Origin of the sequence: Rhodococcus sp. 27YEA15 (genome assembly GCF_049739425.1) — a bacterium.
Lineage (GTDB): Bacteria > Actinomycetota > Actinomycetes > Mycobacteriales > Mycobacteriaceae > Rhodococcus_F.
Genome location: NZ_JBMHHW010000001.1, coordinates 2,501 through 26,654 on the forward strand (window position 1 = coordinate 2,501; position 24,154 = coordinate 26,654).

The 24,154-nt window shown below is 61.9% G+C and carries 15 protein-coding genes and 2 rRNA genes (1 of these 17 only partly in view); 9 read left to right on the top strand and 8 right to left on the bottom strand.

Annotated elements, in window-relative coordinates:
* Together ABH922_RS00010 and rrf are read left to right on the top strand one after the other, a co-directional pair.
* Nucleotides 1-2,824: ribosomal RNA gene (locus ABH922_RS00010) — 23S ribosomal RNA — on the top strand; it begins 309 nt to the left of the window's first position.
* Between the two features lie 171 nt (nt 2,825-2,995).
* Nucleotides 2,996-3,112 (top strand): 5S ribosomal RNA (gene rrf / locus ABH922_RS00015).
* A gap of 62 nt (nt 3,113-3,174) precedes the next feature.
* On the opposite strand, the gene ABH922_RS00020 is transcribed toward rrf, so the two are convergent.
* Nucleotides 3,175-4,632, bottom strand: a complete 1,458-nt coding sequence (locus tag ABH922_RS00020) for a PLP-dependent aminotransferase family protein (RefSeq protein WP_424804978.1) — start codon at nt 4,630-4,632, stop codon at nt 3,175-3,177.
* Between the two features lie 49 nt (nt 4,633-4,681).
* Between ABH922_RS00020 and ABH922_RS00025 the strand changes: the two genes are divergently transcribed.
* Entirely contained in the window at nt 4,682-5,137 is a 456-nt protein-coding gene (locus ABH922_RS00025) for a carboxymuconolactone decarboxylase family protein (protein ID WP_424804979.1), read from the top strand.
* 18 nt (nt 5,138-5,155) lie between these two features.
* On the opposite strand, the gene ABH922_RS00030 is transcribed toward ABH922_RS00025, so the two are convergent.
* Nucleotides 5,156-6,268 carry a GGDEF domain-containing protein gene (locus ABH922_RS00030; RefSeq protein ID WP_424804980.1) on the bottom strand — a complete coding sequence of 371 codons (1,113 nt, stop codon included), beginning with the start codon at nt 6,266-6,268 and terminating at the stop codon, nt 5,156-5,158.
* A 188-nt stretch (nt 6,269-6,456) separates the two neighbouring features.
* On the opposite strand from ABH922_RS00030, the gene ABH922_RS00035 reads away from it, so the two are divergent.
* Nucleotides 6,457-7,101: a GntR family transcriptional regulator gene (locus ABH922_RS00035; RefSeq protein WP_424804981.1), complete on the top strand. Its 645-nt coding sequence runs from the start codon at nt 6,457-6,459 to the stop codon at nt 7,099-7,101.
* 8 nt (nt 7,102-7,109) lie between these two features.
* Complete coding sequence (locus ABH922_RS00040) at nt 7,110-8,369, top strand: MFS transporter (protein ID WP_424809507.1); 1,260 nt, start codon at nt 7,110-7,112, stop codon at nt 8,367-8,369.
* A 54-nt stretch (nt 8,370-8,423) separates the two neighbouring features.
* Here ABH922_RS00040 and ABH922_RS00045 read toward each other — a convergent pair whose 3' ends face one another.
* The 6 genes from ABH922_RS00045 to ABH922_RS00070 all read right to left on the bottom strand — a co-directional run bounded on the left by ABH922_RS00045 (nt 8,424) and on the right by ABH922_RS00070 (nt 18,882).
* On the bottom strand, nt 8,424-9,995 hold the full coding sequence (locus tag ABH922_RS00045) for an SPFH domain-containing protein (protein WP_424804982.1): 1,572 nt from the start codon (nt 9,993-9,995) through the stop codon (nt 8,424-8,426).
* An 11-nt stretch (nt 9,996-10,006) separates the two neighbouring features.
* Complete coding sequence (locus ABH922_RS00050) at nt 10,007-10,522, bottom strand: hypothetical protein (RefSeq protein ID WP_424804983.1); 516 nt, start codon at nt 10,520-10,522, stop codon at nt 10,007-10,009.
* 452 nt (nt 10,523-10,974) lie between these two features.
* Entirely contained in the window at nt 10,975-12,303 is a 1,329-nt protein-coding gene (locus ABH922_RS00055) for a M1 family metallopeptidase (RefSeq protein WP_424809508.1), read from the bottom strand.
* A complete protein-coding gene (locus ABH922_RS00060) occupies nt 12,288-16,181 on the bottom strand; it encodes a Pls/PosA family non-ribosomal peptide synthetase (RefSeq protein ID WP_424804984.1) in 3,894 nt (1,297 codons plus the stop codon). Before ABH922_RS00060 ends, ABH922_RS00055 begins: the two co-directional genes overlap by 16 nt.
* Nucleotides 16,182-16,301: 120 nt before the next feature.
* Nucleotides 16,302-18,191 carry a BCCT family transporter gene (locus tag ABH922_RS00065; RefSeq protein ID WP_424804985.1) on the bottom strand — a complete coding sequence of 630 codons (1,890 nt, stop codon included), beginning with the start codon at nt 18,189-18,191 and terminating at the stop codon, nt 16,302-16,304.
* Nucleotides 18,192-18,609: 418 nt separating this feature from the next.
* The gene (locus tag ABH922_RS00070) at nt 18,610-18,882 is read right to left on the bottom strand and encodes a hypothetical protein (RefSeq protein ID WP_424804986.1); all 273 of its coding nucleotides are present in this window, start codon (nt 18,880-18,882) and stop codon (nt 18,610-18,612) included.
* Between the two features lie 350 nt (nt 18,883-19,232).
* On the opposite strand from ABH922_RS00070, the gene ABH922_RS00075 reads away from it, so the two are divergent.
* The 4 genes from ABH922_RS00075 (at nt 19,233) to ABH922_RS00090 (ending at nt 24,154) form a co-directional block, all read left to right on the top strand.
* Nucleotides 19,233-19,964: an SDR family oxidoreductase gene (locus ABH922_RS00075; protein ID WP_424804987.1), complete on the top strand. Its 732-nt coding sequence runs from the start codon at nt 19,233-19,235 to the stop codon at nt 19,962-19,964.
* 128 nt (nt 19,965-20,092) lie between these two features.
* On the top strand, nt 20,093-21,433 hold the full coding sequence (locus ABH922_RS00080; RefSeq protein ID WP_424804988.1) for a purine-cytosine permease family protein: 1,341 nt from the start codon (nt 20,093-20,095) through the stop codon (nt 21,431-21,433).
* Between the two features lie 34 nt (nt 21,434-21,467).
* Entirely contained in the window at nt 21,468-23,048 is a 1,581-nt protein-coding gene (locus tag ABH922_RS00085) for a hydantoinase/oxoprolinase N-terminal domain-containing protein (protein ID WP_424804989.1), read from the top strand.
* Nucleotides 23,045-24,154 carry a DUF917 domain-containing protein gene (locus tag ABH922_RS00090; protein ID WP_424804990.1) on the top strand — a complete coding sequence of 370 codons (1,110 nt, stop codon included), beginning with the start codon at nt 23,045-23,047 and terminating at the stop codon, nt 24,152-24,154. The genes ABH922_RS00085 and ABH922_RS00090 overlap by 4 nt, the downstream gene beginning before the upstream one ends.

Consider the following 24,154-nt stretch of genomic DNA (forward strand, 5'->3'; position numbering starts at 1 on the left):
TGTGGGGTTGTGGGGTTCATTTTCTCGTTGCTGCCGCAGCGGGCAACAGTAAAAAATCATGGAGTTAGTGGAAGTGGTCTGGAACGGCCTGTCGTAGAGGGTGAGAATCCCGTACACGAAAACTTTGTGACTGTTGTAATGGAAACCCAAGTAGCACCGGGCCCGTGAAATCTGGTGTGAATCTGTCGGGACCACCCGATAAGCCTGAATACTCCCTGGTGACCGATAGCGGACTAGTACCGTGAGGGAAAGGTGAAAAGTACCCCGGGAGGGGAGTGAAATAGTACCTGAAACCGTGCGCTTACAATCCGTCAGAGCCTTTGAGTGACTTGTCACTGGGGGTGATGGCGTGCCTTTTGAAGAATGAGCCTGCGAGTTAGTGGTATGTCGCGAGGTTAACCCGTGTGGGGTAGCCGTAGCGAAAGCGAGTCCGAATAGGGCGAGTCAGTGGCATGCTCTAGACCCGAAGCGGAGTGATCTACCCATGGCCAGGTTGAAGCGACGGTAAGACGTCGTGGAGGACCGAACCCACTTAGGTTGAAAACTGAGGGGATGAGTTGTGGGTAGGGGTGAAAGGCCAATCAAACTCCGTGATAGCTGGTTCTCCCCGAAATGCATTTAGGTGCAGCGTCGCGTGTTTCTCACCGGAGGTAGAGCTACTGGATGGTCTAGGGGGCCTACAAGCTTACCGAAATCAGCCAAACTCCGAATGCCGGTGAGTGAGAGCGCGGCAGTGAGACTGCGGGCGATAAGGTTCGTAGTCGAGAGGGAAACAGCCCAGATCGCCAGCTAAGGTCCCTAAGCGTGTACTAAGTGGAAAAGGATGTGGGGTCGCGAAGACAACCAGGAGGTTGGCTTAGAAGCAGCCACCCTTGAAAGAGTGCGTAATAGCTCACTGGTCAAGTGATCCTGCGCCGACAATGTAGCGGGGCTCAAGTACACCACCGAAGCTGCGGCATTCACACAATAGCCCGTTCATTCCTTGCGGGGGGTGAGCCAGGTGTGTGGATGGGTAGGGGAGCGTCGTGTGGCCATGGAAGCAGCGGGGTGACCTAGTTGTGGAGGCCACACGAGTGAGAATGCAGGCATGAGTAGCGAAAGACGAGTGAGAAACTCGTCCGCCGAATGACCAAGGGTTCCTGGGCCAGGTTAATCCGCCCAGGGTGAGTCGGGACCTAAGACGAGGCCGACAGGCGTAGCCGATGGACAACGGGTTGATATTCCCGTACCCGTGTGAACGCGCCCATGATGAATCAGGAGTACTAACTGCCCTGAAGCCGCGAGAAGACCTTCGGGTCTCGAGTTGGTGGATGCGTGGGACCTTTCCTGGTAGTAGTCAAGCGATGGGGTGACGCAGGAAGGTAGCTGGGCCGGTCAGTGGTAATACCGGTGTAAGCGTGTAGGGCGTGTCCTAGGTAAATCCGGGGCGCATACAAGCCTGAGACGTGATGCGTAGCCGATTGAGGCGAATTCAGTGATCCTATGCTGCCGAGAAAAGCCTCTAGCGAGCTTTCACACGGCCCGTACCCCAAACCGACACAGGTGGTCAGGTAGAGAATACTAAGGCGATCGAGATAACTATGGTTAAGGAACTCGGCAAAATGCCCCCGTAACTTCGGGAGAAGGGGGGCCTCGTCTGGTGACGGAATTTACTTCCTGAGCTGGGTGGGGCCGCAGAGACCAGTGAGAAGCGACTGTTTACTAAAAACACAGGTCCGTGCGAAGTCGTAAGACGATGTATACGGACTGACGCCTGCCCGGTGCTGGAAGGTTAAGAGGACCGGTTAGCTTTTCGGAGCGAAGCTGAGAATTTAAGCCCCAGTAAACGGCGGTGGTAACTATAACCATCCTAAGGTAGCGAAATTCCTTGTCGGGTAAGTTCCGACCTGCACGAATGGCGTAACGACTTCTCAGCTGTCTCAACCATAGACTCGGCGAAATTGCATTACGAGTAAAGATGCTCGTTACGCGCGGCAGGACGAAAAGACCCCGGGACCTTCACTACAGCTTGGTATTGGTGTTCGGTTCGGTTTGTGTAGGATAGGTGGGAGACTGTGAAACGGTGACGCCAGTTATCGTGGAGTCGTTGTTGAAATACCACTCTGATCGAATTGGACCTCTAACCTCGGACCATGATCTGGTTCAGGGACAGTGCCTGGTGGGTAGTTTAACTGGGGCGGTTGCCTCCCAAAATGTAACGGAGGCGCCCAAAGGTTCCCTCAGCCTGGTTGGCAATCAGGTGTCGAGTGCAAGTGCACAAGGGAGCTTGACTGTGAGACTGACAGGTCGAGCAGGGACGAAAGTCGGGACTAGTGATCCGGCACCGGCAAGTGGAAGCGGTGTCGCTCAACGGATAAAAGGTACCCCGGGGATAACAGGCTGATCTTCCCCAAGAGTCCATATCGACGGGATGGTTTGGCACCTCGATGTCGGCTCGTCGCATCCTGGGGCTGGAGTAGGTCCCAAGGGTTGGGCTGTTCGCCCATTAAAGCGGCACGCGAGCTGGGTTTAGAACGTCGTGAGACAGTTCGGTCTCTATCCGCCGCGCGCGTAAGAAACTTGAGGAAGGCTGTCCCTAGTACGAGAGGACCGGGACGGACGAACCTCTGGTGTGCCAGTTGTTCCACCAGGAGCACCGCTGGTTAGCTACGTTCGGAAGGGATAACCGCTGAAAGCATCTAAGCGGGAAGCCTGTTCCAAGATGAGGTTTCTCACCCCCTCGAGGGGGTAAGGCCCCCGGCAGACCACCGGGTTGATAGGCCAGAACTGGAAGTGCGGTAACGCATGCAGGTGACTGGTACTAATAGGCCGAGGACTTACCACAAAGAAGCTACGCGTCCACTGTGCGGTATCTGAAACAACACAGATACCCGATCACCGAACATGATGTTCGCACCCACCCCCCACCCCAGCTCACCGAGCCGGCGACAGGGGTGGATCCGAACATGGTGTCCGCTGATCGCGGTTATCGTCCACTGTGACAGTTTCATAGAGTTACGGCGGCCATAGCGAAGGGGAAACGCCCGGTCCCATTCCGAACCCGGAAGCTAAGCCCTTCAGCGCCGATGGTACTGCACTCGACAGGGTGTGGGAGAGTAGGACACCGCCGAACACCCGTTAACCGAAAGCCCCCCAACACAGTTGGGGGGCTTTCGGCATTTCACAACTTGTTCGTCAGGGAGCTTTTGACGATCTGGCTGGGCTTGTGCGGGTCGAGTCCGGCCGGCTCGCACGTGAAGGCCGTTGTCGAAGAACGGATTCGATGGCGTCACAGAGCACTGTCAACGTGGCGGAATACAGTGAGAGTGCCGGCGTGCTGTAGCCGACCACGATGCCCTCGGCGAGGGTGCCGGAAGCATCGGGATGGCGAAACGTGGAAAGGCCCTCGATAGCGAGTCCGCGCTTCGCCGCAGCGTCGATCACAGTCCGTTCGGTACCGAGAGGAAGCCGCACAACTGCGTGAAGTCCGGCAGCTATACCTTCGATTCGAAGTTCCGGCAGTCGTTGTGTCAGCATGTCCACGAGTCGGTCACGGCGATGCCGATAGGCGACGCGCATTTTTCGTACGTGTCTGTCGAATTTTCCGGATTCGATGAAGTCTGCCAGCGTCAGCTGATCGATTGCGCTCACCCAACGTTCGTACGGACCTTTGAGATCGAGAACGGGCTCGACCAGATCTTCCGGCAAGACCATCCATCCGAGGCGGAGTGCCGGCGACAACGTCTTGCTCACCGTTCCGAGATACGCCACCTCGCGAGGAGCGATGCCCTGAAGGGCGCCAACCGGTTTCCGATCGTATCTGAATTCGCCGTCGTAATCGTCCTCGAGCAGCACACAGCCGTTATGAGATGCCCATTCGACTGCTATTCGACGTCTGTCGGCGCTCATCGGTCCGCCCAGCGGGAACTGGTGTGCTGGAGTCAGAAGCGCGCCCTTTGCAGTGGTTGACTTCAATTCTTCTGTATCCGTGCCGAATTCGTCGACGGCAATCGGGACGGTCGGCACGCCTTCGTCGGCGATGTACTTTCGATGCAGGTGTAGTCCATATGCGTCGACGGCGAGAGTCCCGGCGAGTGCTCGGGCGATCAGGGTGATGCCGTGCCCGGAACTGGCGCTGACGACGATCTGCTGTGGATGTGCCCGAGTGCCGCGAGTTCGGTTGAGATAGGTGGCCAACGCGATTCGGAGTTCAACGCGACCGCGGGGGTCCGTCGGCCCGAAGGCGTCGTTCGGGGCAGCGTTCAATACGCGCCTGATCGACGTGCTCCAGTCGCCGCGAGGAAACGCCGACACGTCGGGTGCGCCGGGCATCAGGCTGTACGTCGGCCGTCGTGTGATCGCCCGCGCAGACGGCGGAGCCGAAACGCCCGGGACCGGTGCGACGACGGTTCCGGAACCCTGTCGTGTGACGAGCCAGCCCGCCGCGGCCAGTTCTGTGTAACAACCTGCAACGGTATTTCGTGAGAGCCCGAGATCTCCGGCGAGCGCTCGCGCCGGCGGGAGCCTCGTCCCGGCAGTCAGACGCCCACTCTGCACGGCGTCGCGGAGGGCATGAAGTAGTGCAGCTTTCACACCAGTACCACTTGGCAATTCCAGGTGAAGATCTGCTCCCGAATTAGCCCATGAATTCATCGCTTGATTGAACCATGTTTGTGGGTCACTTCGGGATTACGGTGGAGGTATGACAACAACAGGACGACGACTCGACCTTGCGCAACTGGCACCCGAGGTCTACAAGGCGATGATCGCTCTCGATACCGCTGCCAGGAAGGGGCTCGATCCAGTTCTGGTCGAGCTGGTATTGACTCGGGCATCACAGATCAATCACTGCGCCTGGTGCGTGGACATGCACACCCGCGATGCTCGTGAGATCGGAGTGAGTGAGCAGAAACTGTTTCTGCTCAACGCCTGGGAAGAAGCGCGTGGACATTTTTCCGCGCAGGAACGGGCTGCATTGGCGCTCACCGAAGCCGTGACGGTGCTGACCGACGGATTCGTTCCCGACGACGTCTACGCGGAGGCCGCCGATCACTTCACGGAAGCCGAACTGGCACAACTCATCAGCGTCATCCTGACCATCAATGCCTGGAACCGGGTCGCGGTCACCACTCGGATGGCGCCGCCGGTTCGCGACTGATCCGGCCACAGACAACGGCTACTGATCACGCTGCTGCGTCGTGACGATGGTGTGGACGCGGCCACCACCTAGCCGTTTGCATTCGTACATTGCAGAGTCTGCGACCTTCAGAACCTCGGCGAAGGCCACGTCCAACCTTTCGTTCGGCGCGAATCCCGTGGTCCGGACGGCGACACCGATGCTCGTGGTGGAGGGAATCTGCTCGGAATCGGTCTGCATCGCCGGTCCGATGGAATCGAGAAGAGGGCCGATCGAGGGGATGGAGAGGCGGTGAACCAGGATGAATTCGTCGCCGCCCACTCGGCCGACCACCGCCTCCGACGGAGCCCACGAGGACAAGTGCTGAGCGACTCTCAAGATTATGCGGTCTCCGACGTCATGGCCGTACACGTCGTTGATCGTCTTGAATCTGTCGATGTCCACCGCAACGACGAGCAGGGCGACGCGATCGGCGGATCGGAATTTTTGAAGCAATATCTCGACCTGCCGATCGAGTCCTCGTCGGTTCAACAGCCCGGTCAGGGGATCGAGGTCGGAACTGGAGGCGTCCATGCTGAGCATCGTGACGATCTGTGAGATGAGGGCACAGATGATCAGAGCGGCAATCACCAGAATGAACTTCGACGCGCTTGTCGCCGGATCCGCACCGGGGCCGAACATGATCGGCTGAGCTGCCACCGCGATCATGCTTCCGGCGAAGACCAGATGTGCAATCTGCATCCTGGGATTGTGGAAGTAGGCGATATAGATGCCGACAAGGGCGAAGATCACGGCGGTGAGCAGCCGAGAGATCGCGTCGGGGTCACCGAGGATGACGACGGCGGCCACCAAGTCGCATCCGACGACCAAGCAATACGAGCGGTTTCGCGTTGTGCCGAAGATCCACCAGCAGATGCCACCGACGAAACACGCAAGTGCGGCTACCGCGTTGAAAAACAACGCCGTCGGACTGGACGGCCCGTTCAGGCTGTAGCGCGTAAGGACGGTATACACACCCAAGCCGACCAGGAGAACGCTGAACAGTACCCGAGATGCAGTGCTGAGCCCGTTGTCTCTGAGATAGCGGGTAAACCGGTCATACTGGTCTGGAAGGGTCAACCATTCGTGGATCAGTGTGCCGAATGCTTTCATTCGGAACGGCGCCTAGCTCTGTTCGCAGGATGTGAGCATATTCGCACTGTAGATCGTCGTCTCACGTGTCGCCCCGAATGCATTGGCTAATGCTAACTGGAAGTGTGCCAATCGCAGTGCGGAAGTGGCCAACGGCCACCCGGTCGGCGATTCGTCTGCGACCGGGAGTATAAATACATCTTGTGTCTATGTCGTATTCCGCAGCCGAGTCGGTGTTTCGCGATGTGAAGGAACTCATCCTGTCGGGGGAGTTGGCCGGTGGAGAATTGATCAGTGAGGGCGCGATTGCCCAGCGCACCCAACTCAGCAGGACCCCGGTTCGGGAAGCATTTCTACGGCTCGAAGCGGAGGGGTGGATGCGCCTCTACCCGAAGAAGGGGGCATTGATCGTTCCGATTGCGCAGGGGGAGGCCGAGCACGTAGTCGGTGCGCGACAACTGGTGGAGACCCACAGTGTCCGCGTCGTCAGCGAGCAACCCTATGCGCGCAAGCTCCTGGTCAACGAGCTCCGTCTGAATCTGGAGGAACAGCGGGCGATAGTCGACCGCGGTGACGTCGCAGCGTTCAGTGCTGTCGATGCAGACTTTCACAAGATGATCGTGGCAGCTGCCGCCAACCCCCTACTCGACGCGTTCTATGCGGGACTGCGCGATCGACAACGCCGCATGACAGCCAGGTCGATCGCACGCGATCCGGATCAGCTTCCGCGAATCCTGGCAGACCACGTCGAACTCGCGAATCTCGTCGATGCCGCAGATGCGGCCGGTTACGACGCCGCGGTCCTGACTCACATGCGCCAGGTCCACGGGCTCGGCCTCGGAGCATCTCGGTGACGAATACGGTGGCATCGAATCCGGGCACACCCGACGTGCCTACCAGCCGTCGCGCGAATTGGCTGTGGTTGTCCGTAGCGGCCGCCGTGTTCGCCGTGGCGTGGGGTGGGAACGAATTCACTCCCTTGTTGGTGATGTATCACCTCGATCACGGGTTTTCGCCAGTGCTCGTCGATCTCTTCCTCTTTGCCTACGTGGTGGGAATAGTTCCGGCACTTCTGCTCGGCGGGCCACTGTCGGACCGGCTGGGCAGAAGGCCGATCATGTTGCCTGCTCCGCTGATCGCCGTCGCGGGATCGATAGTGTTGGCGTTCGGCGCACATTCGGCCCCGATCCTGGTGATGGGACGAATTCTGTGTGGAATCGCACTGGGTCTCGCCATGGCAGTAGGCGGTACGTGGGTCAAGGAGCTTTCGTCCCGGCCTTGGGACGACGCGGCCTCGGAAGATGCCGGTGCGCGCCGGGCGGCGATGAGTTTGACGGCAGGATTCGCGTTGGGAGCCGGTAGCGCCGGGGTGCTGGCACAATGGGCGCCCCTACCAAGTGTGCTCGCCTATGCAGTACACGTGGTGATCACGCTGGTGGCCTGCGTCTTCTTGTGGCGGGCACCGGAAACGCGGATCGCTCAGCCGGGAGAAGGGCTGCGTCGTCTCGTCGACGATCTGAAGATCCCGTCTGCGAGTCACCGCCGCTTCCTCTTCGTTGTTGTTCCGTTGGCACCGTGGGTGTTCGGAGCTGCAAGCGTGGCCTACGCGGTGATTCCTTCCCTGATGACCGGGCACAGTGGCAGTGCGCCCATCGCGTTCTCGGCTTTGCTGTGTGTAGTCGCACTGACGTGTGGGTTTGCGATTCAGTCACTCGGTCGCAAGATCGATTCCACACGAAGTGCTCGCGGTGCGCTCGTGGCGCTCGTGTTCCTGGTGATCGGAATGGCTCTCGCAGCTGCGGTAGCGGCCACACCGGGCATTGCGGTGGCCGTCGTGGCCGCTGCGATCCTGGGCTGCGGATACGGAATGGCCTTGGTTTCCGGGCTTCTCGAAATTCAGCGCATCGCCGGCCCGAACGATCTGGCCGGGTTGACGGCCGTGTTCTATGCGATCACTTATATCGGCTTCGCCGTTCCGGCTGCGCTCGCCGTGGTTTCGGAGAGTTTTCCGGCGCTGACTTACACGGATACCTTGATCTTCGGTTCCCTTGCCGCTGCGGTTTGCTTGGTGCTCGTTCTGGTGAAGTCCCGATCACATGTGCCGTCTCCGCCACCGAGTTGACCTACGCCGAGGGCCCCCGATCCGAATGATCGAGGGCCCTTGACCGTTCATCTCTCAGGCGTCGACAGCGACGTTCTCGTCCTCTACCGACGACACCGGCGACGGCGTCGTCTCTACCGCGACGGCACCGTTGTTGTTCAACCCGTTGAGGATCCCTGTGATATCGACTCCGGAACTCTCCAGCGTCTCGATGACTCCGGCGATCACCTGGGGGCTGATGCCCAGGATCGAGCCGATAGAACTCTGAGCACCGTCACCACCGCCGACTATCGAGATGCGGTCGATGTCGCCGACCGGCTTGGCAGCGGCCGCAGTCGCATCGACCAGTGCGGTAAGGACGTCAGGGAGCGTGAGGAGTTGCGCCGCCTGTGGTGTGTACGAATTGAGGGCTTCGGCGATCTGGCGTTTACCGGCTGCTTCCGCTTCGAGCTTGGCGCGCAAGCCGTCAGCCTCGGCCTGCTGCTCGGCACGGACCGCGTCGGCGGCAACCTTACGGCCGTCGGCTTCTGCTTCCAGACGCGCCCGCAGACCGTCGGCGTCGGCCTGCTGTTCGGCCCGGGCAGCATCGGCGGCAAGCTTTCGGGCGTCGGCCTGGGCGCTACCGGTCTGGCGAGCCGTCTCGGCCTGCGCCTGAGCGCGCAGAATCGCGGCTTGACGCTCACCCTCGGCCCGGGCGATGGCGGCCTGGCGTTCGGCTTCCGCCGGTGCGATGACGTCGGCTTGCAATGCTGCCTCCGATTGCTGGGCGCGACGACGCTCTACTTCGGTGCGAGCCTCGACGCGAGCCGCTTCGGCCTGCTCGCGTGCGATGCCGACAGCCTTCTCCGCGGTGGCTTGTGCGAGCGGACCGGCTTGATCGGCTTCGGCGTTCTCGGCCTCGGTCTGTGCTCGTAGCCGAGCGAGTTCGACGTCGCGACGCTGGTTGGCGCTGGCAATCGCGGTGTCGGCCTCGGCTTGTGCGACAGAACCTGCTTGGCGCGCCTTGGCGGACTGGATCTGCGAATCACGTTCTGCTTCTGCTGTTCCGATGGCCGCATCGCGCTTGACCTCCGCGATGCGACGCTGACCGAGAGATTCCAGATATCCGTTGAAGTCGGAGATTCCGGCGATCTTGAGGACGTCGACCTCCATGCCGATGCGGGAGAGGTCACCGCCGGCCTCCTCGACCACACTTCTGGCCAGGCTGTCACGATTGGAGTTGAGATCTTCGACGGTCATGGTGGCGGTGATGCCGCGTAGGCTACCCGCGAGGATCTCGTTGATCTGGCGTTGCAGTTCGTCCAGGTCCGATGTCAGGAACCGTTGCACCGCAGTCTGAACGGCCTCGTCGGCGGAACCGATACGCACCAGGCCGACGGCCTCGACGTTCACCGGAACACCGTCGTTGGACAGGGCGTTCTTGAGGTTGATGCTGACGTTGAACGGTTCCAGCGACATGATGTCGACTCGTTCGATGCCGGGAATCTTGAACCGAGCGCCGCCACGAACGACTTTGGGTTTGCCGCGGCCTGTGAACACGGCCACTTCGTTGGGCGGAACCTTGATGTAGTTCTTGACGTAGATCGTTGGCAGAACGATGAAGACGACTACCGCGACGACAATCGCAATGACGATGACTGGCAGCATGTATCGAGTCCTTAGATCGCGTCGTCGACTGTGACGACGTGAAGGTATTGATCGTCTACATCGGCGATGTAGACGGTGGTGCCGGTGGTGAGCGCGATCGGCTGGGCGCTGACAGCTTTGGCTTGCACACGATTACCGTCTGGGTCGACGAAGGATATTTCGCCCCAATCGGCGGGTGAGATGGTCAATGTGACGGTACCGAGTAGCCCCTGATACGAGGTGCGTCCGATATGTGAATTATCTTGCTGTCGAAGGATATACGGCATGAGTAGCCCGCGGGTGACCGCTACGAGAATGCCGGCAACCACGACTGCGACGACAACAGCGAGTGGTGTGGACGCGCCGATCAGGTGCGCGGCGAGTCCACCTGCGCCGAAACCGAAAAGTGCAGTGGCCAAGGTGGTAAGGCTGAGGAAGGGGAGTCCGTCTGCGTGGCCACCACCGAAGTCGGCCACTTCGCCGACGGCGAAAGCGCCCACCAACGCGACAATTCCTACGACGAAACACAGTGTGAATATCAACGACATCGATTCCCCGATCCACCGTTCGAGGGACGCGCTCGAGCATCGTGTTGTCGGGCGTCCGCTCAACTGTCTTCATAGTAAAGGATCAGCTAAGGAAAACGGGGAGGCCGAGCTGTTTCGGCGTGGTGGGTGTACTGCTCGTCGAGCAGGGCCACGACGCAGCTCGGCTCGACAGTTCACCGGAAATGCTCGACCAAGTTCAATGCCGTGTGCGCGCTGCCGGAGTCGAGAACCCGCTCTCGACGATCGTCGCCGACGTACTCGCGCTACCGTCCTCGGTCGGCACAGCCGAGTGCGGCGTCGTACTTTTCCGCAAGATCCGGCATCCGATGCTTCACCGATCTCGCCGACGAGAAGGAACGGGACCCGATCTTCCACGCGGCACCCGCGCGCGAGTCAACCGGCGTGTGGCTGCACGTGCACACCGCGTGCTTCTCCCCGCTCCTCGGTGTCGATCAGAGACGCGGTAGCGCTTGCTGATACAGCCATGAATCCCAGAGAGACCGTAATGGGGTGTCGGTGAATCTCGATGCCAGGTCGGTGAACTGTTCTGTGCTGACCGTGTTGTGTCGGTGCTTGGCAGTCCACTGCCGGATCAACTCGAAGAACTTGTCGTCGCCGAGTGTGTTTCGCAACGCGTGCAATGTCAGAGCGCCCCGCTTGTACACCCGATCGTCGAACATCAGCTCGGGTCCGGGGTTGCCGACAACCAGATCTCGGGGTTTGCGCGCCAATCCTTGGTAGGCGTTGGCCGCCAAGCGGTCTGCCGACTGCCCGCCGGAGTTCTCGGACCAGATCCATTCTGCGTAACAGGCAAAACCTTCGTGTAGCCAGATATCGCACCACGCGCCGATGGTGAGGCTGTTACCGAACCACTGGTGGGCGAGTTCGTGGGCCACCAGACGCTCGGAGCCTCGTCGGCCGGTGCAGTGATTGGCGCCGAAGATGGACAGCCCCTGCGCTTCGATGGGAATTTCCAGTTCGTCGTCGGTGACGACCGCGGTGTAGCTGTCAAAGGGGTACGGGCCGAACAGTTTTCCGAACACCTCGATCATCTCGGGTTGGCGCCCGAAGTCGACGTCGAAGGAGGCGCGTAGACGCGGTGGATGGACGGCGAATACCGGAACCGGTGTCGCGCCGACCTGACGGCGCTCGTACTGTCCGATCTGAATCGTAGCCAGATACGTTGCCATCGGCTCGGTCTGCTCGTACACCCACGTCGTCTGGCTCGCTCGGATCTGCTTACGCACTAGTGCGCCGTTGGCGAGAGCGTGGAACGGCGAATCGGTGGTGATCGAAATGCGGTACGACGCTTTGGAGCTGGGATGATCGTCGCAGGGGAACCACGACGCGGCCCCGTTGGGCTGGCTGGCGACCAGGATGCCCTCGTCGAGTTCCTCCCAGCCGACCTCTCCCCACAGGCCCTTGATCGGCTCGGGATTTCCGTTGTACTGGATCGTCACGGACAAGACGCCACCGGCAGGAATCTTGGTAGCCGGGGTCACGATCAGTTTGCTGTTCTGGTGCGCGTACTTGGTACCGCGGGCACCGTTGACCGACACCTTGGACACCTGCAGATTCTGGGCGAGATCGAAACTGAATCTGGATCGCGTTTCGGTGGTGACAGCGGTGATCACGGTCTTGGCCGTCAACCTGTTACTGAAAACCTTGTAGGTCAGTTCCAGCTCGTACCGGGACACCCGGTATCCGCGGTTGCCGTTCTGCGGTAGGTACGGATCGATCGGCGCGTCCGCCGTCTTGACGGGCTTCACGAGGCGACCCAGGGGGCGATGGGATTACCCTGCCAGCGGGTGGACGGGGGAACGGTGTCACCTCGCATCACCAGTGACGCTGGTCCGACTGTCGCGCCCGCGCCGATACCGGCGGCCGGGAGCGCAACGCAGTGTGGTCCCAGTGTGGCTCCTGAGCCCAGAGTGACGGTATCCATGGACATGATCCGATCATGGAACAGATGGGTCTGCACGACGCACCCCCGTTCCACGGTTGCGCCGTCGCCCAGGGTCACCAGATCAGCCTCGGGTAGCCAATACGATTCGCACCACACGCCCTTGCCGATCTTCGCTCCGAGACCGCGAAGGAAGACGTTCAACACCGCAGTTCCAGTTGCGGCGCGCGCGAACCAGGGCGCCGCGACGGTCTCGACGAAAGCGTCGGCCACCTCGTTGCGCCAGACGAAGGAACTCCACAGTGGGTGCTCGACCTTCCCGATACGTCCGACGACAAGCCATTTCGCTGCGATGGTGATCGCGCCGGCCACGGCGCCTGCAGTCAACAGAACTACCCCGCTCACAAGTGCGGCACACCAGAATCCGACGGCACCGGCCAGCGCCTCGAGTCCGAACAGCACTCCGAGTCCGATCCCGAACGTCACCATCACGGGAATCAGTCTGCAGGTTTCCACCACGGCGCGGGCGATCTTCAGACGCATCGGCGGATCGAAGGTTCGGGCTGCATCGGTGTCCCCGGCGGCTCGCCGAAGTCGCACCGGTGGACTACCCAGCCAGGAGGACCCGGACTTCGCCTTCGACGGTGTCGCGGACAGGACTGCGACGAGTCCGTTCTTCGGGACGCGTCGTCCGGGCGCGGTCATACCGGAGTTGCCGAGGAACGCGCGTTTCCCGATCTTGGCCTGCTCGATGTGCATCCAGCCGCCGCCGAGTCCGTAGCTCGCCACCATGGTGTCGTCGGCGAGGAACGCGCCGTCGGAGACGGTGGTGAACTTCGGTAGCAGCAGGACTGTCGACGCTTCGACGTTCTTGCCGATCTTGGCACCGAGAAGCCGTAGCCAGCCTGGAGTCAACAAGCTGGCGTAGAGCGGGAACAGGAAGGTGCGCGCGGAATCCAGTAGGCGTTCGGTTGCCCAGACCTGCCAGCCGATTCGGCTGCGGACCGGGTGATAGCCGGGTGTGAGGCCGATCGAGAGAATGCGGACGGAAACCAGCGTCACGAGCGCGAACACGACAAGGCTCACGATCGTGGCGACGGGCAGCATGATCGACGACTGGAGGATGGCACTCGTCAAGGAGTCGGTGTCGCGAATCCACCACCCGATCAACGCGATTCCTACCATCAACGCAAAGATCGGCATGCCGGCCAGGAAGACGGAGGTGGCACCGTAGACGGGAACCCAGCCTGCGGCCCGTTTGGGATGTTCGGCGGGCCACGGATGATTCGCCTTACCGATCTTCGTCGCAGGTGAACCGGCCCACTGCTGGTTGGCTTTCACCCGTCCGAAGACGGCAGATCCAGCTTCGATGACTGCGCCGCGGCCGATGCGGCTCCCCGGCATCAGGGTCGAACGAGACCCGACGGATGCCCCGTCGCCGATCTTGATCTCGCCGATGTGGATGACGTCACCGTCGATCCAATGACCGGAGAGGTCGACTTCCGGTTCGACGGAACAGCCGTCGCCGAGTTCGAGCATGCCGGTGATCGGGGGCAGGGTATGGAGGTCGACACCACTGCCGATGTCCGCGCCGAGGGCGCGCGCGTAGTAGAGCATCCACGGAGCACCCGAAAGGTTGGCCGCGCCGCTGGCTTCGTTGAGCCGCAATGCCGTCCACAAGCGCAGATGTTCACTACCGCCGCGCGGATACGTACCGGGTCGAAGGTTGCGTAACAGCACCCGCGCGCCGGCGACGGCGATGGTCATACGACCGATCGGCGTGATGAAAACCACGAACGCGAGAAGTACCCACCACCACGAGACGGTCGGTGCCCAACTCACGTCGACGAACCATCCGAAGATATTGTTCGCTATCGCGAGCCAGGTGACCCATTGCAAACCGGTGAGCGTCGTCAACGGCAAGGTGACCGCAACCTGCGCCAGTTGGGTTTTCAGTGGTGTCGGCGCGACGATGCGCGGTTCCACCGTTTCGGTGGGTGCAAGGTCGTCGAGATATTCGGCCAACGAACCGAGACGCGGATGGTCGTAGAGTTGCGCGACCGTCACTTCGGGGAATCGCTCACGCAACGCGGTTACCAGCTGAGCTGCGGACAGCGATCCGCCGCCGACTTCGAAGAAGTCGTCGTCGAGGCCCGTGATCTGCGCGCCGAGAATCGATCCCCACAATCGGGCGACCCAGGCGGCGGTGCCGTCGAGACCCAGTGCGGCACCGGCGTCCTCACCGGCGCCGGGGAGCGGCCAGGGAAGTGCATTACGGTCGACTTTGCCGGACGTGCGCGTCGGCAATTCCTCCATCAACGCCAGACGTGGGACGAGCGCTGCCGGCAGTTGCTCACTGAGCAACGCGTGCGCGGCCTTGAGATCGAAGTTCGGATCGGTGCTCGCGATGTAGCCGACGAGCAGCTGGTTGCCGGCAGCGGTCTTCTTCACCGCGACCGCCGCGCCGCCGACGCCGGGGAGATTTTGCAATGCGTTGTCGATCTCACCGAGCTCGATGCGTCGCCCGCCGAGCTTGACCTGATCGTCCGCCCGTCCCTGGAACATCAGACCGCCCAGCTCGAGGCGCACCAGGTCGCCGCTGCGGTACGCCCGTTCCCAACCGAGGGAAGGCATCGGCGCGTACTTCTCCGCGTCCTTCGCGGGATCGAGGTAACGGGCCAGGCCGACGCCGCCGATCACCAGCTCACCGACCTCGCCCACCGCGACGGGATTGCTCTGAGCGTCGACGACCGCCAGATCCCAGCCGTCCAGAGGGAGGCCGATGCTGACGGGAGTCTTGCCGTCCATGAGAGCCCCGCACGCCACGACAGTCGCTTCGGTGGGTCCGTACGTGTTCCAGACCTCGCGGCCTTCGACGGCAAGGCGCTCGGCCAACTCGGGCGGGCAGGCTTCGCCGCCGAAGATGAGGAGCCGGACTGCTTCGAGTGCCTCGGCGGGCCACAACGACGCCAGTGTCGGCACCGTTGAGACGATGCTCACATCTCGGGAAACCAGCCACGGGCCGAGGTCCATACCGCTGCGCACCAGCGATCGGGGGGCGGGGACGAGGCAGGCGCTGTGCCGCCAAGCGAGCCACATTTCCTCGCACGACGCGTCGAAAGCGACGGACAACCCGGCCAGCACGCGGTCACCGGGGCCGATCGGTTCGTCTTGCAGGAACATCCTCGCCTCGGCGTCGACGAACGCCGCCGCATTGCGGTGACTGACCGCCACACCTTTGGGTGTTCCGGTGGATCCGGAGGTGAAGATGATCCACGCGTCGTCGTCCGGATTCGGCTCGCGGACCGGCGGATGCTCGTCGCGCGCCGGTGCCGTGCCCGGCCGGATACCGTCGCCGGTGATGATCGCTGTTACCTGTGCTTCGCCGAACACCAACTCGGCCCGTTCCTCCGGGTCATCGGCATCTACCGGCACATATGCGCCGCCGGCCGCCAAAATCGAGAGGATTGCCACGTACAGCGACCGCGATCCCGACGGCATCCGAATGCCGACGCGATCCCCGGCGCCTACACCTGCGTCACCGAGCCGGCGTGCGCCGAGCTCGATCTCGTCGAGCAATTCCGAGTACGACAGCGTGGTGTCCCCGTCGTCGATCGCCGGTGCCTCCGGGTGTGCCTCGGCCGAGGCACGCACGATGTCGATGAGCGTGCGCGGCGCAGGCGCATGCGCCGAGCGAAGGAAGACCGACGGAATCGAGGGCGATCGTTCCGTCTCCGTGTGCGGCTGAAGTGGCAAGCCCCTTGATCCTGTTCTACTCACAAAGCTCGAGTCCTACGAACTGTCGAGTTGTTATCCCACGACAAGTTTGCGAGTTGGTGAACAGATCTGCCTAACGCAACATGCCGGAAGCGCGGATCAATCAGTGGCGGCGCTTTCCTTGGATGCCTCTTCGGCTGCGGCGGCGTGCTGCGCATGCCCTTCCGCCGAATCGGCGAATTCCGGCGTGTCGAAGACCTCGCCGCCCAGTGGATCGACCATCTTCGAGTCCTCGGAGATGTCCACCGCCCCGGTATCCGGGTTGATGTTCACCGCATGGGCGGGAACTTCGTGGACTGCCACGAAGACGTGGGAGTCGCTCGGCTCCGTCGAGATGCCGCTCTTCGACGGCGTCAGCCCGGCGAAAGTCGACGAGATCTTCAGATCGCGGAGCCGCTTGGTGGTGGGCTGCGGAACATCGGTGGCGCTCGTCCCGTTGGTGGTCGAGACGCGCAGGTATCTGGGTGCTGCCGACACCTCGTAGCGGAAGGCCTTGAGCAGGGACAGGCAAGCCAGCGCCATGATGATCGAGAACGGCACCGCAGTGGCGATGGCAACCGTCTGCAGGGCGGTCAATGACCCGCTGCCGCCGACGATGAGTAGCACTGCGGCCGCGGCGCCGGCCAGGAACGTCCAGTAGACGCGGGTGATCGTCGGTGTCTCGAGGTTGCCGCCGGTGGCAAGGATGTCGATGACGATCGACCCCGAGTCGGCAGAGGTGACGAAGAAGAACACGATCACGACGATCGCCAAGACACTCGAGATGGTTCCGAACGGGAGCCCGTCGAGTAGATGGAACAGCGACGTGTTGGTGTCGACAGCGCCCGCCTCGTCGAGCATGTTGCCCTCGTTGCGCTGTCGCAGGATGGCGGAGTTGCCGAAGATCGTGAACCACAGTGACCCGACGAGCGTCGGTGCCAGCAATACGCCGAAAACGAATTCACGGATGGTGCGGCCACGGGAGATACGAGCGATGAACATGCCGACGAACGGCGCCCAGCTCATCCACCAACCCCAGTAGAAGATGGTCCAGGCGCCGGACCAGCCGTCGTCCGCGAACGGCGACGTACGCAGTGCCAGTTCGGGTAGCGCCTGAACGTAGCCACCCAGGTTCTGTACCCAGGACTGCAGCAGGAACAGGGTGGGGCCGAGAATCAGAACGAACACCGCGAGTGCTGCGGCCAACAACATGTTGATGTTGGAGAGCCATTTGAGGCCCTTCGCGATGCCTGAGACCACCGAGAACGTGGCCATGCCGGTGACGATGACGATGATGGCGATGATCAGCCAGTTTCCGGTATTCACCCAACCCAGGTAGTCGAGTCCGGCTGAAATCTGCTGAACACCGAATCCCAGAGACGTCGCGACACCGAACAGTGTGCCGACGATCGCTACGACGTCGATGGTATGCCCGAGCGGGCCCTCGATCCGCGCGCGCCCGAGCAACGGTTCGAGCAGCCAGCGGATCGACAGCGGCCGACCCTTGCGATAGGTCATGTATGCCAGGCCGAGACCGACGACGACGTAGATCGCCCATGCGTGCAGGCCCCAGTGGAACAGTGTCAGTTCCATCGCCTGGTTGGCAGCCGCGTCGGTCGAGCCGGGGATCCGGCCGGCGACGGGCGGCGTCACGTAGTGCGAGAGCGGTTCCGCGACGCCGTAGAACACGAGCCCGATGCCCATGCCCGCGCTGAAGAGCATCGCAAACCACGAGATCATGCCGAACTCGGGATTCTCGTCGTCACGACCTAGCTTGATGTTGCCGATCCGGCTGATTCCGCAGTACAGCGCGAAGACCACGAAACCGGTTGCAGCCAGGATGTACCACCAGCCGACCCCGTCGGTTATCGCATTCTTGAGAGTGTCGAAAGCATCCGCTGCTGTTCCCGCGTAGATCACCGCAAAGGCGATCAGGGCAAAGATCACTATCGACGCGGGAATGAATACGGGTTTCCGCAGTCCCTTCCACGCACTCTTGACCGCAGTCATTTCTCTCCTCGAACATATCGACATGCACAACGCCAATTCAGGCGGCTATCGGTCGCGTAGGTGGGCTTTTGCTCGCACCATCGGTTCAGACCAGGCTGTTGCTCGGAATTTCAACATAACCACAATGCCTCTCCATCTCAACTGAACGAAAGATACTGCACTGTCGAGAAATTTGTCGGAATACGAACACTCCTTGTCGCTAAAGTGTTGTTGAACATGACTATTGAGATGTATCATCCGGCGATCGAATCGAATTCGGTTGGTACCGAGCGGAAAAATGACCCGTCTCGACACCGGAGGGTCGACTCAATTGTCAAACCGATCGAATGATCTTGTCGGTCAGCCTTTTATCGGCTTCGGCGTGCGCCTGGGTGGGAATGCTGGATTCGAGACCTAACTGTGACTGTGATCGTCGCAACTATTCGTGGAAATCTTCCCGCTCGCCGGGGCGACTCCCGACGAGGATCGCGGATGCCTTCGGGCCGAGTAGGGTATGTCGTCCGCCCAGCGCCATGCTGGTGACAAGCGCGACTGCCTGTGGTAGTGGGCGGGCCACGTCCTGGGCGGCGCGGTTTCGATCCTCGTGTAGAAGGGTTTGGCGCGTGAGATGTGCCGTCCGAGACTCGGGCGGTGCGAAATGTCCACTACGACGCGTAGTTGTGCTCTGTGCGCCAAGGGTGACGGGTGTCATGTAGAGCACTCGAGCTGGGGGTGGGGTATGTAGCGGTCCAATGCCCGAGCGTGAGGCCTGAGCCCCTGCGTGACTGCCGGGCGGGGCGCGGCGACGATTTACTCGGCCACGTGCTTGTGGTCGATATCTTCGATATACGTTGTGGTGGAGCATATTCAAGTCCATCGACGATATATTCGAGACGTAGATGCCTGGCCCGAATGGTGGGCCGGTTTCCAGGGGTCACCGTTGTCGCCAGTGAGCGGGAGTGGTGGTGGACGTGGCGGAAATGTCTATATCGCACCTCCTGATGGTCGATACTGTGCTTATTGCCCATGTGAACGCCTGGTAGTGGGTCCTACAGTCGCCGTATGACTACGACACATTCTTCGTTGACGGGTAAGACCGTGGTTCTCATCGGCGGCGGAACAGGTATCGGCCTGCAGGTCGCGCACCTGGCCGTCGATGCGGGCGCCCAGGTGGTCCTCGGTGGCCGTACTGCCGTCAAGCTCGAAGCCGCAGTCGCCGAGTTGGGTGAATCGGCACGCTGGTTCACCGTCGACACCTCCGATGACGCGTCCGTGGCGGCATTCTTCGACAACGTGCCCAGTGTCGACGCGATCTTCACCACCGCCGCCGACTATCAGGTGGGTTCGTTCCGCGAACAGACCGTCGACGAGGCCGCGTCGCCGTTCACCTCCAAGTTCTGGGGGCAGTACCGCGTGGTACGCGCCGCACTCGACAAACTGACCCCGACGGCGTCGGTGGTGCTCATGTCCGGCGCAGCCAGTGTGCGCCCGCCCGCAGCAGCTGCCGCGTACGTCGCTGCGAACGCCGCCATCGAAGGGCTGGGTCGCGGGCTGGCCGTCGAGCTGTCCCCGGTGCGAGTGAACTCCGTCGCTCCGGGCACCATCGACGGGCATCTCTGGGGGCAGCGCCCGGCGCAGGTTCGGGAAGCGGCGTTCAGTTGGAGTGCAGAGCGCGCCGTCGTGGGCCGCGTCGGCACCGAGGCCGAGATCGCGCATGCGGTCTTCTATCTCTTCACCAATACGTATACGACCGGATCGACGCTCTACACCGACGGCGGATACGCGCTGCGCTGAGAGCGCCATCCTGTGCGAAATGCATTGCCGTAACCCGAAGAAACAACCTTGTGCCCATAGGCGTGGCCACCGACACATTCGTACGGTCTTCTCCGAGAACACTTCCCAACTAATTCGAGGAGCCCGTCATGGAAGCCAGATCCGACGGTAACGACTATGCGCTCACCCGCGTACCCGAGGAAGCCCGATATTCGTGGTTCTCGGTGGCAGTGCAGCGATTCGGTCAGGTGTCCGCGCTCGCGCAGTTTCTGCTCGGAGCGACACTCGGTTACGGCATGACGTTTTGGGGTGCGTTCTGGGCGCTCACTGCCGGTGCGGTCATCTTGGAGATCGTATGTATTTACATTGGAATCATCGGCGTCCGTGAAGGACTCAACACATCGGTGGTGGCCCGCTGGTGCGGTTTCGGTCATGCCGGTTCCGCGGTGATCGGCTTGGTGATCGGGATCAGTCTGATCGGCTGGTTCGGTATCCAATCCGCAGTCTCGGCAACAGGTTTGCACGCGATCATGCCGTTCCTGCCGCACTGGGCTTGGGCCTTGGCATTCGGTTTGGTGATCACCCTCGTGGTCTTGCGCGGCTTCGGGTCGATGCAGTTGATCGCTAACATCACCGTGCCGCTGTTCCTGATCCTGGTGGGCTGGGCAGTGATCTCGGAGTTGCGCAAGCACTCGATCGCCGATCTGGTGGCCTCGGCGCCGGCCGGTCCGCAACTGAGCTTCCTGGCCGGAACCACCATCGTCGCAGGCGGGTTCATCGCCGGTGCCGTCATCACACCGGACATGACGCGATTCAACCGTACGACGGGCGACGTCGTGAAGCAGACGCTCGTCGGAATCACCTTGGGCGAATACGTTATCGGTCTGACCGGTGTGCTTCTCGCCCATGCGGTTCGGAGCGCGGACATCACCGTGATCATCATGTCCTCGGTGGGCTGGGTCGGCGTCCTCGTGATCGTTCTCGGCACCTTCAAGATCAACGACTGGAACCTGTACAGTTCGGGGTTGGGCATCGTGAACTTCATCGACGTGGTGTTCGGGCGCAGGATCAACCGCGCCGTTGTCACCGGCGTCATCGGTGTGATCGGATCGGTTCTCGCCGCAGCCGGAATCCTCGGCTCCTTCAAGAGCTTCCTGATACTCCTGGGCGTCGGATTCCCGCCGATCGCCGGAATCATGGTGGCGGAGTACTTTGTGGTCAAGCTTTGGCGTAAGGAACTTGACGAGAGCCGGGACAACCGAGCGTTACCTGCCACGTCACCGACCTGGGTACCTGCCACTCTTGTGATATGGCTGATCTCCGCGCTGATCGGCAAATACGTCGCCTTCGGTCTGCCCTCCGTCAATGCGGTGGTCGCGGCCTTCGTCCTCTACGTCGTCGCGGGAAAGCTCGGCTGGATTCGCGGCGTCGGGCGCACCGCCACCGAGGAACCACACGAGTCGACAGGCGCGTCAGCCCTGACTCGCTAGCAAAGTATTCACTTACTGTAGAAAGGAGTTCGCGATGCGAATCGGAATCGACGTCGGCGGTACCAACACCGACGCGGTACTGATGGACGGCACCACGGTGATCGGGCACGTCAAACATTCGACGAGCAAGGACATCACCGCCGGAATCGGCGGAGCTCTGACGGCGCTGCAACAGCAGTACGCATTTGCTCCGAGCGCTGTTCAAGCGGTCATGATCGGGACCACGCACTTCCTCAACGCGCTCATCGAGCAGCGCGGTCTTGCTCCTACGGCTGCACTGCGATTGGGCCTTCCGGCTACGGCGGCGCTACCACCGATGGTGGGATGGCCCCGTGAACTTGTTGCGGCAGTGCAAGGCAAGCGTTACCTCGCGCACGGCGGTCACGAATTCGACGGTCGCAGAATCTCACCGCTAGACCCCGACGAGATTCGTCGGCACGCGCAGGACATGGCACGAAACGGAACCCGATCGGTGGCTGTCTCATCGGTGTTTTCCCCGGTGAATCTCGAGTGTGAAACCGTTGCCGCCGAGATTATCCGGGAAGAACTCGGGCCGAATGTCGCGATTTCCCTGTCCCACGAGATCGGCCGAGTGGGTCTGCTGCAGCGTGAGAACGCCACGATCATCAATGCGGCGCTGCGCGAATTGGCCGATCACATCGTGGACGGACTGGCCCGATCACTGGTCGAACACGGTATCGGTGCACCGCTGTACCTGAGCCAGAACGACGGAACGCTCATGGACATCGAGTACGCCCGGCGCTATCCCGTCGCGACGTTTGCCTCCGGCCCGACCAACTCCATGCGCGGCGCAGCCGTGCTGTCCGGACTGGCCAGTTGCGCCGTGATCGACATCGGCGGAACCACCACCGACGTGGGTGTCCTCACCAACGGATTTCCTCGCGAAGCCACCACCGAGGTCACGGTGGCGGGAGTCCGGACCAACTTCCGGATGCCGGACGTGTTCTCGATCGGCATCGGCGGCGGCTCCTTGGTGAGCTCCGAAGGCACAGTGGTCGGACCGGAATCGGTGGGCTACCAATTGGGATCTCGCGCACTCGTGTTCGGAGGTGACACTCTCACCGCCACCGACATCGCCGTCGCCGCAGGTCTGGCGGCCGTCGGCGATCGCAGCGCCGTCGCACATCTCGACCGCGCCCTGGTAGCTGCAGCGCTGCAAGGTATCTCACGTCGGGTCGCCGATGCGGTCGAGCAGATGCGTACGACGTCGAACCCGTTGCCCGTGGTGGCGGTCGGCGGCGGATCGGTATTGCTCGAGCGTGAACTTCCCGGTCTGGGTGCCGTCGTCCGACCGGAGAGGTTCGACGTCGCCAACGCGATCGGCGCGGCCATCGCGCAGGTCAGCGGTGAAGTGGATCGGGTCGAGGCAGTCCGCGAAGGATACCGTCAGGTGGTCGCCGACGATGCTCGTCAAGAAGCGATCGACCGGGCTGTTGCTGCGGGGGCACGGCCAGAGTCGGTGCAGATCGTCGAATTCGACGAGGTACCGATCCCGTACCTACCGGGCAACGCGACCCGGATTCGAGTGAAAGCAGTAGGTGACCTGGCGCTGCGCAGCAGTCCGGTCGCCGTCAGCCAGGAGAGCGCACGATGAGTTGGACACTACGCACCGCAGATCTCGACGACCTCGCCCGGGGCGCGGCACTGCTGGGCACGGGTGGTGGCGGTGACCCGTTCGTCGGCAAGATGCTGGTTGCCCAGGCCCTGGGCGAAGTCGGGGCGATCACTGTCCTCGACCCCGAGGAACTCGATGACGACGCGTGGGTGATCCCTGTGGCGCAGATGGGCGCACCGACCGTCGTCGTCGAGAAGATGCCGCGCGGAACGGAACCAGAACTGGCACTCACCACACTCGAGCGACATTCGGGGCGATCGGCCGATGCGACCATGCCGATGGAGTGCGGTGGCATCAACTCGATGATTCCCCTACTGGTTGCCGCACGGCGCGGGCTTCCGGTGGTGGACGCCGACGGCATGGGACGCGCTTTTCCCCAACTGGAAATGGAAACCTTCTCGGTCTACGGGATTTCGGCGAGCCCGTTGGCGATGGCCAACGAGCACGACGAGGTCGCGATTTTCGACACCGGTACGGACAACGCCAGGTTGGAGGGCCTGGCACGCGGGGTGACCGCACGCTTCGGCGGGATGGCACACATCGCGCAATATTCGATGACGGGCGCAGACGTCAAGCGCACGGCTATTCCTCGCACGCTGTCGTTGGCGCTGGCGATCGGTCGTTCCATCCGCGCCTCTCGTGAGCAGCGACTCGATCCTGTGCAGGCTTTGGTAGACGGTCTCACCGAGACAATCTACGGATACGGTCGAGTTCTCTTTCAGGGCAAGGTGATCGACGTGGACCGCCGAACCGACGAGGGGTTCGCTCGCGGCTCCGTCCGGATGGCCGGTGAGGACGGCGACGAACTCGAAGTGCAGTTCCAGAACGAGAACCTGTTTGCTCTGCGATCCGGTGTAGTGGTGGCGATGGTTCCGGACCTGATCTGCATCGTGGAGGCGGACAGTGCCGAGCCGGTCACCACCGAAGCGCTTCGGTACGGGCAACGGGTGGCAGTCATCGGCATCGCGACCCCGCCGATCATGCGGACACCGGAGGCGTTGGCGGTGTTCGGGCCGTCCTGCTTCGGTTTGGATCGTGAGTTCGTGCCGGTCGAGTCGCTCGAACGGGCGTGGCCGGCACAATAG

Coding starts and splice junctions, on each gene's coding strand:
- ABH922_RS00020 (WP_424804978.1), bottom strand. CDS start 4,632: ATGAATTCATGGGCTAATTCGGGAGCAGATCTTCACCTGGAATTGCCA.
- ABH922_RS00025 (WP_424804979.1), top strand. CDS start 4,682: ATGACAACAACAGGACGACGACTCGACCTTGCGCAACTGGCACCCGAG.
- ABH922_RS00030 (WP_424804980.1), bottom strand. CDS start 6,268: ATGAAAGCATTCGGCACACTGATCCACGAATGGTTGACCCTTCCAGAC.
- ABH922_RS00035 (WP_424804981.1), top strand. CDS start 6,457: ATGTCGTATTCCGCAGCCGAGTCGGTGTTTCGCGATGTGAAGGAACTC.
- ABH922_RS00045 (WP_424804982.1), bottom strand. CDS start 9,995: ATGCTGCCAGTCATCGTCATTGCGATTGTCGTCGCGGTAGTCGTCTTC.
- ABH922_RS00050 (WP_424804983.1), bottom strand. CDS start 10,522: ATGTCGTTGATATTCACACTGTGTTTCGTCGTAGGAATTGTCGCGTTG.
- ABH922_RS00065 (WP_424804985.1), bottom strand. CDS start 18,191: ATGACTGCGGTCAAGAGTGCGTGGAAGGGACTGCGGAAACCCGTATTC.
- ABH922_RS00070 (WP_424804986.1), bottom strand. CDS start 18,882: ATGACACCCGTCACCCTTGGCGCACAGAGCACAACTACGCGTCGTAGT.
- ABH922_RS00075 (WP_424804987.1), top strand. CDS start 19,233: ATGACTACGACACATTCTTCGTTGACGGGTAAGACCGTGGTTCTCATC.
- ABH922_RS00080 (WP_424804988.1), top strand. CDS start 20,093: ATGGAAGCCAGATCCGACGGTAACGACTATGCGCTCACCCGCGTACCC.
- ABH922_RS00085 (WP_424804989.1), top strand. CDS start 21,468: ATGCGAATCGGAATCGACGTCGGCGGTACCAACACCGACGCGGTACTG.
- ABH922_RS00090 (WP_424804990.1), top strand. CDS start 23,045: ATGAGTTGGACACTACGCACCGCAGATCTCGACGACCTCGCCCGGGGC.